Source organism: Paracoccus sp. 08 (genome assembly GCF_024105395.1).
In the GTDB taxonomy this organism is placed as follows: domain Bacteria; phylum Pseudomonadota; class Alphaproteobacteria; order Rhodobacterales; family Rhodobacteraceae; genus Paracoccus; species Paracoccus marcusii.
Map to the genome: position 1 here is coordinate 39,095 of NZ_WEKR01000070.1, position 9,798 is coordinate 48,892.

The 9,798-nt window shown below is 66.1% G+C and carries 9 protein-coding genes and 3 pseudogenes; 2 read left to right on the top strand and 10 right to left on the bottom strand.

Annotated features, from left to right (window positions below; translation table 11 throughout):
• Positions 1 to 10: 10 nt before the first annotated feature.
• The 6 genes from iolC to iolG form a co-directional block, all read right to left on the bottom strand.
• A complete protein-coding gene (iolC, locus tag GBO37_RS18305) occupies positions 11 to 1,930 on the bottom strand; it encodes a 5-dehydro-2-deoxygluconokinase (RefSeq protein WP_252930348.1) in 1,920 nt (639 codons plus the stop codon).
• Entirely contained in the window at positions 1,917 to 3,023 is a 1,107-nt protein-coding gene (locus tag GBO37_RS18310; RefSeq protein ID WP_252930350.1) for a Gfo/Idh/MocA family protein, read from the bottom strand. The genes iolC and GBO37_RS18310 overlap by 14 nt, the downstream gene beginning before the upstream one ends.
• Positions 3,023 to 3,799 carry an ATP-binding cassette domain-containing protein gene (locus GBO37_RS18315; protein WP_139597910.1) on the bottom strand — a complete coding sequence of 259 codons (777 nt, stop codon included), beginning with the start codon at positions 3,797 to 3,799 and terminating at the stop codon, positions 3,023 to 3,025. Before GBO37_RS18315 ends, GBO37_RS18310 begins: the two co-directional genes overlap by 1 nt.
• Positions 3,799 to 4,899, bottom strand: a complete 1,101-nt coding sequence (locus tag GBO37_RS18320) for an ABC transporter permease (protein ID WP_148911639.1) — start codon at positions 4,897 to 4,899, stop codon at positions 3,799 to 3,801. The genes GBO37_RS18315 and GBO37_RS18320 overlap by 1 nt, the downstream gene beginning before the upstream one ends.
• 62 nt (positions 4,900 to 4,961) lie before the next feature.
• Positions 4,962 to 5,885 carry a sugar ABC transporter substrate-binding protein gene (locus GBO37_RS18325; protein WP_139597908.1) on the bottom strand — a complete coding sequence of 308 codons (924 nt, stop codon included), beginning with the start codon at positions 5,883 to 5,885 and terminating at the stop codon, positions 4,962 to 4,964.
• A 125-nt stretch (positions 5,886 to 6,010) separates the two neighbouring features.
• Positions 6,011 to 7,003: an inositol 2-dehydrogenase gene (iolG, locus tag GBO37_RS18330; protein WP_252930351.1), complete on the bottom strand. Its 993-nt coding sequence runs from the start codon at positions 7,001 to 7,003 to the stop codon at positions 6,011 to 6,013.
• 175 nt (positions 7,004 to 7,178) lie between these two features.
• Between iolG and GBO37_RS18335 the strand changes: the two genes are divergently transcribed.
• Positions 7,179 to 8,192, top strand: a complete 1,014-nt coding sequence (locus tag GBO37_RS18335; RefSeq protein ID WP_252930353.1) for a LacI family DNA-binding transcriptional regulator — start codon at positions 7,179 to 7,181, stop codon at positions 8,190 to 8,192.
• A gap of 295 nt (positions 8,193 to 8,487) precedes the next feature.
• Here GBO37_RS18335 and GBO37_RS21700 read toward each other — a convergent pair.
• The 4 genes and pseudogenes from GBO37_RS21700 to GBO37_RS18345 form a co-directional block, all read right to left on the bottom strand.
• Positions 8,488 to 8,718: pseudogene (locus tag GBO37_RS21700) on the bottom strand (IS3 family transposase); the annotation flags it as partial.
• A complete protein-coding gene (locus GBO37_RS21705; protein WP_371927632.1) occupies positions 8,715 to 8,987 on the bottom strand; it encodes a transposase in 273 nt (90 codons plus the stop codon). The pseudogene GBO37_RS21700 and the gene GBO37_RS21705, both read right to left, overlap by 4 nt.
• A 56-nt stretch (positions 8,988 to 9,043) precedes the next feature.
• A pseudogene (locus GBO37_RS21710) lies at positions 9,044 to 9,142 on the bottom strand (IS481 family transposase); the annotation flags it as partial.
• A gap of 78 nt (positions 9,143 to 9,220) precedes the next feature.
• Positions 9,221 to 9,474 (bottom strand): annotated as a pseudogene (locus GBO37_RS18345) (transposase); the annotation flags it as partial.
• Between the two features lie 145 nt (positions 9,475 to 9,619).
• Between GBO37_RS18345 and GBO37_RS18350 the strand changes: the two are divergent.
• The coding region (locus GBO37_RS18350; protein WP_252930359.1) for a transposase at positions 9,620 to 9,798 on the top strand (179 nt) is incomplete at its 3' end.

The window sequence follows — 9,798 nt, forward strand, 5'->3', positions numbered from 1 at the left end:
TCCCGCACGCTCATGCCGCCACCTGCGCGGCGGCGCGGGCGTGGTCCCAAACCTCGCACAGCCGCCGATAGCGGGCGGCCATCTCTGCGACGGCCGCCGCGTCGTCGATGCGCCCCGCGAACCAGTCACGCGCCACCTGGCCAAAGATCGTCCGCCCGACCGCAAATCCGCGCACCAGGTCAAAGCCCGCCGCGATCCTGAAGCTTGCCGCCAGCTCGGCCTCGGGCGCGTCCAGGCCCAGGACCACGATGCCGCGGGTGTGGCGGTCATGCGCCTCGATGGCGTCGATGGCCTTGGACCAGGCCGCTTGGCTGGTCAGGGGTTCCAGCTTCCACCAATCGGGATAGATACCCGCCGCATAGAATTGTGCAATCAGCGTCGCGGTCGTCGCGTCATCGACCGGCCCGACCTTCGACGGAATGATCTCCAGCAGGAACTCCAGCCCGTTGCGACGCGCCGCGGCGTACAGCCGACCGACCGTCGCCTCCTGCTCGGCCCGCAGGGCGGCATCGTCATCGGGATGGCAGAAGCACAGCACCTTGACGACGTTCTCGCGCGCCCATTCGCCCAGGCCCCCGCAATCCGGGCCCAATTCCGGCTCCAGCGTCAGGGGCCGCGATCCGGGCCATTCGGCGGGCCGCCCGATCCAGAGGCCGGTGCCCGAGGCCGCATGCAGCGCCGCGCGCCCGATGCGACCGTCGCACAGGATGCCATAGCCGCCTTGGCCATCCTGCACCTGCAGCGCAGCGTCAAGGCAGAGCCGCTTGAAGGCGCCGCCCCCGGCGGGGGTGTATCCGTCCATCTCCTCCAGCTGCATCCGGTGGTCGAAGGCAAACACGCGCATCGTGGACCAGTCGCCGCCCATCCGCCCCTGGCGGTTCGTGGCCCAGTGGATCTGTTCCAGCGCCGCGTCGCTCCGCAGATCGGGCCGCGTCACCCCGCGCTGAAGGAAGAACCGCAGCTCCTCCAGGCTGGGATAGGCGGGGGTGCAGCCGTGGCGGCTGACCGCGAAGGCGCCGCAGGCATTGGCATATTCCAATGCGCGGGGCCAGCTTTCGCCGTCCAGCCATCCCTTCAGCAGGCCCGAAAAGAACCCGTCGCCCGCGCCCAGCACGTTGAAGACCTCGATCGGGAAGCCCGGTCCGGCCTCTCCGTCATCCAGACTGTCGGGGATCGCGCCGGTGAAGGCCACCGCCCCCTTGGCGCCGCGCTTGCAGACCAGCGTCGCGTCCGACACCGCGCGGACCGCGCGCAGCGCAGCAAGCGTGTCGGTCGTGCCGCCGGCGATGTGGAACTCCTCCTCGGTGCCGACGATCAGGTCGAACAGGTGCAGGGTCGCCGCCAGCTTGGCCGTCACTGCGGCGCTTTCGACAAAGCGGCTCTCGCCCTCGCCGTGCCCCGCCACGCCCCACAGGTTCGGGCGATAGTCGATGTCCAGCGCGGTCCTTGCGCCATGGGCCCGCGCCATGTCCAGCGCGCGCATCACCGCGGCCTCGGTCCTGGGGTTCGACAGGTGGGTTCCGGTCGCCAGCACGCAGCGGGCCTGGGCGATGAGGTCCTCGTCGATGTCCTCCTCGGACAGCGCCATGTCGGCGCAGTTCTCGCGATAGAAGATCAACGGAAAGCTGTCCTCGTCGCGGATGCCCAGGATCACCAGCGCGGTCAGCCGCGCGGGGTCGGTCGCCACGCCGCGCACATCGACCCCCTCGCGGATCAGCTGTTCGCGGATGAAACGGCCCATATGCTCGTCGCCCACGCGCGTGATGACCGCCGACCGCAGCCCCAACCGCGCCGTCCCGCAGGCGATGTTGGTGGGCGAGCCGCCGATATACTTGGCAAAGGACCCCATGTCCTCCAGCCGCCCGCCGACCTGCTGGCCATAGAGATCGACCGAGGACCGGCCGATGGTGATCACGTCAAGCGTCTTCATGCGCAGTCTCCAGCGTCACCGGGCGACCGTTGCTGGTCGCCATGGCGTGTATGATGCGTTCGATGGTCAGACCCGCCGCAAAGTCGGGCCCGCAGGGCGCGCCGCCGCCGATCGCGCGGATCAGGTCGCGGCATTCCACGACCTTCTGTTCGTTGAAGCCGAACCCATGGCCCGGCGCGGGGCAGAAGGCCGCGAAATCAGGCTGGTCCGGGCCGGTCAGATGGCGGGTGAAGCCCGCGTCGCCGGCCCGGTGGACCCACAGTTCGTTCATGTTCTCCTGGTCGAAGACCAGCGTGCCGTTTGATCCGTGGATCTCCCATTGCAGGCGGCATTTGCGGCCACGCGCCACGCGGGACGTGGCGAACGACCCCTGCGCGCCGCTGGCAAAGCGGATCAGCGCCAGGGCGCTGTCCTCGTTCTCGACCGCGCGGGGGCCTTCGGGGGATGGGCGCGTCGGCACGGCGATCTGGGTCATGGCGGTCAGTTCCGCCACCGGACCCATCAGTGCGACCATGACGCTGACCAGATGGCAGCCCAGATCGCCAAGCGCGCCCAGACCGCCCCCCTGATGCGTCATGCGCCAGGACCAAGGCAGGGTGGGGTCGGCCGAATAATCTTCGTCATAGACCCCGCGAAAGGCCAATGGCTGTCCGATCACCCCATCCACCACCAACGCGCGCGCGGCCTGAAAGGCCGGGCTGCGCAGATAGTTGTAGCCCAGCAGCGTCACCTGACCCGGATGCGCGGCGGCCAGATCGGCCATGGCCTGCGCGTCCTGCAGCGTCAGGGCCATGGGCTTTTCCAGCCAGACATGCTTGCCCGCGCGCAGTGCCGCTTCCGCCATCGCGCGGTGCAGACCGTTGGGCGTGGTGATGCTGACCACATCGACGCCCGGGTCGGCGACCGCGGCCTGCCAATCGGCCGTGGCGCGGGCAAAGCCCCAGGCCCGGGCCAGATCGTCGGGCGCCGCCGCATCGGCCAGAACCTGCAGCCGGGGGGGCGTGCCGCCGAAGGCGGTCGCCACGTTGCGCCAGGCCATCGCATGGCACTTGCCCATGAAACCGGTGCCGATCAGGGCCACGCCAAACGTCATCAGACCGTCCCCCCCAGGCTACCTTCCAGCTTGGCCAGCTCTTGCCCGCCGGCCATCAGGTCCTGCAGTTCGGCAGCGTCGATCTGGCCCTTGTCAGCGGTCCCCAAGGTCTGGCCCCGGTTCAGCACCGTGAAGCGGTCGCCCACCGCCAGCGCGTGGCGCACGTTGTGGCTGATGAATACTACGCCCACCCCCTGCGCCCGGACCCGCGCGATGGTCGCCAGCACGTTCGAGGTCTGGCGCACGCCCAAGGCGCTGGTCGGTTCGTCCAGGATCAGCACCTTGGCGCCGAAATGGACGGCCCGCGCGATGGCGACCGTCTGGCGTTCCCCGCCCGACAGGGTGCCCACCGCCTGATCGGGCGCACGCAGGTTGATGCCCATCTGGCGCATCTTCTCCATCGTGATGCGGTTCGCGGTCTCCAGGTCGAACCGCTTGATGAAGCGGCCCTTCGTGGGTTCGCGCCCCATGAAGAAGTTGCGCGTGACGCTCATCAGCGGGATCATGGCCAGGTCCTGGAAGACGGTGGCGATGCCCGCCTCCATCGCGTCGCGGGGGCTGTCGAACTGCATCGGACGGCCTTCGAAGGTGATCGTGCCCTCGGTCGGCTTGTGGACGCCCGACATGGTCTTGATGAAGGTCGATTTCCCCGCGCCGTTGTCGCCCAGAAGGCAGTGGCATTCGCCGGGCCGCACGTCGAAGGTGACGCCGTTCAGGGCGATCACGTTGCCGAAGCGCTTCTTGATGCCCTGCATGTGGATGATCGGATCGGACATCAGCGTTCCCCCGTCACGCGCTTGCGGATGGCGTTGTTGAAGACGACGGCCAACAGCAGCATCGCCCCCAGGAAGACCTGGAACCAGTCCTGGTCGAACCCGGTATAGGTCAGACCGATGGTGACCATGCCGAAGATGATCGCCCCGAAGAACGCCCCGATGGCAGAGCCGTAGCCCCCCGTCAGCAGGCAGCCCCCGATGACGGCGGCGATGATCGCCTCGAATTCCTTCATGAAGCCGCGGCGCGCGTCGGTCGAGCCGGTGTCGATCACGGTGATGATGGCGACCAGCGTCGCGGCCAGGGCGGTCAGGATGAACAGCGTGATCTTGACCCGGCGCACCGGCACGCCGGAATTGGAGGCCGCGGTCTTGTCACCGCCGGTGGCGAAGATCCAGTTCCCTGCCGCCGTGCGCAGCAGCACGAAGGTCGCCAGCCCCGCCACGCCCAGGAACCACAGGATCTCGACCGGGATGCCGGGGACCGAGGGTGCGCCGTTGTTCAGCGTCGCGATGATCCCCTGATCGCCCAGCCAGCGGAACAGGCCCGGAAAGGCGTCGCCCGAGAAGATCGGCGTCAGCCAGTCGCCCGCCACCGCCTCGCGCACGCCGCGCAGCTGGGTCGAGCCGTTGGTGAAGAGCTTCAGTCCCACCAGCGACGCGCCGCGCAGGATGAACAGAAAGGCCAGCGTCACGATGAAGCTGGGCAGCCCGGTGCGCAGCACGATGGCCCCGTTCACCGCGCCGGTCGCGGCCGCGAAGGCCATCGTCAGCGGGATCGCCAGGATCAGCGGCAGGCCCAGATTGACGACCAGCACGCCGAAGATCATCCCCGCGAAGGCCACCATCGAGCCGATCGACAGGTCGAATTCGCCCCCGATCATCAGCAGGGCGGCGGCGATGCCCAGGATGCCCAGCTGAGCCGCGGGCGTCAGGAAGTTCATGATGCCCGCCAGCGTGAACATCGACGGGCTGGCGGTGGTCAGAAAGAAGATCGTCACCAGGATCAGGCCGCCGATGGCCCCCAGTTCGGGGCGCTTCATCAGGCGCGTCATCATGGATTCCGTGGCGATCCGTTCGTCTTGCGATGCGATCTCGGTCATCGGGGGTCCCCCTGCTGGCAAAGCGGGGCGGGCGCGGATGGCGCGCCCGCCGGTAAGTAGGCTTAGCGGATGCCCTGGGCGGACAGCTCGATCACCTGGGCGGCGCTGTCCTGGGTCACCAGGTTCGGCCCCGAGGGCACGTCACCGCCCGGCATCAGGCCGTACTGGGCATTCAGCGCCAAAAAGGCGACCGGCAGGTAACCCTGCAGGAACTGCTGCTGGTCGATGGCGAAGGCGGCCTTGCCGTCGGCCACGGCCTGCAGGAAGCCCGCTGACAGATCGAAGCTGGCGATCATCACGTCGTCGCGGCCAAGCGCCTCGGCGGCGGCGACGGCGGGCTCTCCGACCAGGCTGGCGCCCAGGCCCAGGACCGTGTCGACCTCGGGGTCGGATTCCAGCGCGGCGCGGACCTTGGACTGCACCTCGGTCGGGTCGTTGGCCGTGGGCACGACCGTCACCGGATGGCCGAAGCCCTCGGCAAAGCCGTCGCAGCGCTGGTCCAGACTGACGTTGCCGACCTCCTGGTTGACGCAGATGCCCTTGGTCCCGCCCATTTCGGCCAGCCGCTGCCCCGCGGCCACGCCGGCGTCGTATTCCGACTGTCCCACATGCAGCAGCGCGCCCAGATCGGCCGCCACGTCCGAGCCGGAGTTCATCGAAATCACCGGGATGCCCGCCTCGACCGCGCGCTGGATCGAGGGCCCAAGCGCATCGGCATCGGGGATCGACACGACCAGCCCGTCGGGCTGCTGGTTCACGGCGGCATCGATCAGCTGGCCCATGGCGACCATGTCAAAGACCTCGGGCGACCGGAAATCGACCGTCGCGCCGGTATGTTCGCCCGCCTTGGCGGCACCGTTCTTGACGACCGACCAGAAGGGGTCGTTGGCCTGGCCATGGGCCACCACGATGATGTTCTGCGCCATCGCGGGCGCGGCAAGGGCCAGCAGCGCCGCCACGGCGGCCGAGGCTGTCAGTTTGGTCATGTCTTTCCTCCCTGTTGATCGTTCGAAGGGACGCAGGCGACCCCCCGTCATTCCCGGCATCTCCCCTGCCGGATCGCTTGAAGGCCTGTCGCGCCGTCCTTGCGGTCGCGGCGGGCCCGGAACTGTCAGCCCTGAAGGGGGACGGTCTCTCCGGTCCGGGCGGCGCGGGTGGCAGCCTCGGCCAGGGCCAGCGCGGCGATACCGTCGGCAAGCGTCACCGATTGCGGCCGTCCGTCCAGGACCGCGCCGACGAAGGCGTCCCATTCCGCGGCATAGGCGGGCATGTAGCGTTCCAGGAAGAAATAGGTGGGCTTTCCCGACACCACCCCGTCCACCGTCGAACGGACGACCGTGTTCTCCAGCATGTTCCCGGCCTGCAGCAGACCCGTCGAGCCCAGCAGTTCGACCCGCTGGTCGTATCCATAGACGGCGCGGCGGCTGTTCTTGATGACCGCGATGCGCCCGTCGCCATAGCGCAGCGTCACGACCGCGGTGTCCACGTCGCCCGCCGCGCCGATGCGGGGGTCGACGATGCTGCTGCCCACCGCGCTGACGGATACGGGGGCATCGCCCATCAGAAAATTGGCCATGTCGAAATCATGGATCATCATGTCGCGGAACAGCCCGCCGGACACCTTGATGTAATCGACCGGCGGCGGCGCCGGATCGAAGGAGGTGATCGACAGCAGTTCCGGCTTGCCGATGTCGCCCTTCAGCAGCGACGCCTTAAGCGCCGCGAAATTCGGATCAAATCGGCGGTTGAAACCGATCATCACGGTTGCCGCCCGGTCCGCCACGGCCTCCAGACAGCGCTGCGCCCGGTCCAGCGACAGATCCACGGGCTTTTCGCACAGCACGGCCTTGCCCGACCGGGCCGCAGCCTCGATCAAATCCGAATGCGTGTCGGTCGAGGTCGCGATCAGCACGGCGTCGATCCCGGGATCGTTCAGGATCGCGTCGGAGCTGCGGGCCTCGGCGCCATGCGCGGCGGCAAGGGTGCCGGCGGCCTCTGCGTGGATGTCCGACACCGCCACCAGAGTGGAGCGGGGATGGCCCGCGATGTTCACCGCGTGAACCTGTCCGATCCTGCCGGCACCCAGCAAACCCACCTTCAGCATCCGAATCCCCCCATCGCGTTCGCGGCCTCTCCCTGCCGCTGCGTCATCATGGGTACACTGATTGCACGCGCGTGCAAGCATTTTTTGCACGCGCGTGCTTTTCTTGCTGTGGTGGCCTTTTGGCTGCCGTATAGCTATCGACAGGACAGGCCACCGATCATGACAGGAGCCAGCCATGAGCAAGCCCGACCGGTTCGACAGCGTGACCGCGGACGATGTCGCGATCGCCGCCGGCGTGTCGCGTTGGACGGTCAACCGCGCCTTCAAGAAGGACGCCTCGATCTCGGCTAAAAGCCGAGAGAAGGTGATGTCCGCCGCGCAGGCGCTTGGCTATATCCCCGATCTCAGCGCGTCGGCCCTGGCATCGACGCGGTCGAACCTTGTGGCGCTGCTGGTCGATGACTTTGCCAACCCGCACAAGCTGGTGATGATGGATTGCCTGACCCGGGCGCTGCGGGGACGGGGCCTGGACACGCTGCTGGTCAACACGCTTGACCGTGAGGACACGACCCCGGCGCTGATCAATGCCAGCCAGCGGCGGGTTGACGCCACGATCCTGATTGGCATCCAGTTCGACGACGACGTGCTGGCTGCGGCCCATCGGGCGCATCGCTTCAAGAAGCTGATCATCTTTGCCCGCACCTCTCGCAACCCCGACACGATCTCCATTGCCGTGGACGACGAGATCGCGACCAAGGAAATTGCGCATTACGTGATTGCCAAGGGATATCGCCGCCCGCTGTATGTCGCCGGGCCCAACACGGCGTCGGCGCATCTGTTGCGCAAGGAAACCTTCGCCCTGGTCTGGCAGGACCGGTTCGGCCACGCCCCTGAGACGGTTTCGGTGCCGCGCTATGATCCCATCCTGTCGGCCGAGATCGCGTTCCGGACATTGCACGGCCGCAAGGGCGTCGATCTGCCCGACGTGATCGTCTGCGAGAACGATGCCCTGGCCTTGGGTGCCATCGACACGATCCGCTACAGGCTGGGACTGCGCGTACCCCAGGACATCGCGGTCGTCGGCTTCGACGACGTACCGCAGGCGGCCAGCCCCCACTATCAGTTGACCACATACCGTCAGCCGCTTGCCGAAATGGCCGGTTACCTTGTCGACGTCCTGGAAAGCGCGGATTCGAGGAACTTGGACCGCAAGTTCACCGGCGAACTGGTTATCCGGCACAGCGCCTGAGATAGCATGGAGGCAAGCATGTTTGCGTGACGGTCGATTTGGCCCTGATGCTTGCGCCGGTGATCGGCATAGATGATCGTGCAGGACCGCTTTGATCCGCGGACGTTGCTGCTGACCGGACTTGCCATGCCTAGGTTTTCAGTCTTGGCATTTGTTTGATCGGTTTTAGGATGGAACTGTCGTGCTTGGATGTCCAGATTTTGCAGATGTAGTCGTAGGGCGAGAGGCCACTGAGGGTCTTTAGGAGGCAGGCGAAGTTATAGGCTGCCATGAAGTCTGAATAGCCCCGATTTTCTTAGACGGCTTCGCGTCTCCTCATCTGCCGCCGTTCGAAGTCGGCAGGCGACAGCATCCCGTTCCTCGCATGCTTTCGCTTCGGATTGTAGAACATCTCGATGTAGTCGAACACGTCCTGTCTTGCGTCTTTGCGTGTCCGGTAGGTCCTGCGCCTGATCCTTTCGCGTTTGAGCAGATGGAAGAAGCTCTCGGCGACTGCGTTGTCATGACAGTTGCCGCGGCGGCTCACCTTGCATCCCGAGCGAAATATGCGGTGGCCTTTTTTAAGATGTCACGCTCCTCCGACACCCGGACCAGTTCACGCTTCAGCCGCCGGATCTCTGCATTCTTCTCCGTGTCACACGACACTGCCTTCGTGAACTTGCGCCTCCACGCATAGAGCGAATGCATGCTGACGCCGAGCCGAGCCGAAACCTCCTTGACCGGATAGCCCCGCTCCGTGATCTGCGCTACCGCATCGCGCTTGAACTCGTCCATGAAATTACCTGCGCCCATCATGGCTTCCTTGCCTCAAAGTTAGCGAAGAAAGCGTCCAGGAAACATGAGGCCATTCAGTCTGCAAGATGCGTCCGTAGCTGGTCATGACTGTCGGAATGGACGCGTTTGACGGTCGCGTTCTTGACCGTCCTGTTCATCCGCTGACCCTGCCCGTTGTTCGGGAAAACGTCCCCCCGGCGCAAGCATCCTGACCAGCGGCCGTTATCGCCAGGCTCCGCACTCGTTGATCGTAACAGCCAGAAGATGACGATGCTGCAAGCGCCATGGCGGAGAGAAAGACCGTCGGGCATCTGTCGTAACGGGCGGCGATACGCGGCCAGTCCTTCAGTCGACCGAACATGATCTCGATCCGGTTGCGCCTCTTGTAGCGGCGCTTGTCGTAGCGGACGACTGTGCCGCGCAATTTCCGACCCGGAATGCAAGGGAGTATCCCCCTGTCTTTCAACGCCTCCCGGAACTAGTCGGCATCGTATCCCCGATCCATCATTCGGGCAAAGACCCCCTTGTCACCTTACCGCGTCCACCGGTTGTAAAGCGTCTTTGGCGAACCATTCGCCCGAGGTGCGTCGTGAGCTGCTGCCGGTTTCGTGGACACGAAGATAAGATCGCGACCAAGGAACTGGAGAGTGGATATGACGAGACGAAAGTTCAGCCGTGAGTTCAAGACAGAGGCCGTGAGGCTGGTAACCGATCGGGGCGTAGCGGTGTCACAGGCCGCACGCGACCTCGACCTGTCCGAGAGTGTGCTGCGCCGCTGGATGAGGGAATTGAGCGCAGCCCCGGCTGCTGCATTTCCCGGGAATGAGCAGAT

Coding starts and splice junctions, on each gene's coding strand:
- iolC (WP_252930348.1), bottom strand. CDS start 1,930: ATGAAGACGCTTGACGTGATCACCATCGGCCGGTCCTCGGTCGATCTC.
- GBO37_RS18310 (WP_252930350.1), bottom strand. CDS start 3,023: ATGACGTTTGGCGTGGCCCTGATCGGCACCGGTTTCATGGGCAAGTGC.
- GBO37_RS18315 (WP_139597910.1), bottom strand. CDS start 3,799: ATGTCCGATCCGATCATCCACATGCAGGGCATCAAGAAGCGCTTCGGC.
- GBO37_RS18320 (WP_148911639.1), bottom strand. CDS start 4,899: ATGACCGAGATCGCATCGCAAGACGAACGGATCGCCACGGAATCCATG.
- GBO37_RS18325 (WP_139597908.1), bottom strand. CDS start 5,885: ATGACCAAACTGACAGCCTCGGCCGCCGTGGCGGCGCTGCTGGCCCTT.
- iolG (WP_252930351.1), bottom strand. CDS start 7,003: ATGCTGAAGGTGGGTTTGCTGGGTGCCGGCAGGATCGGACAGGTTCAC.
- GBO37_RS18335 (WP_252930353.1), top strand. CDS start 7,179: ATGAGCAAGCCCGACCGGTTCGACAGCGTGACCGCGGACGATGTCGCG.
- GBO37_RS21705 (WP_371927632.1), bottom strand. CDS start 8,987: ATGATGGGCGCAGGTAATTTCATGGACGAGTTCAAGCGCGATGCGGTA.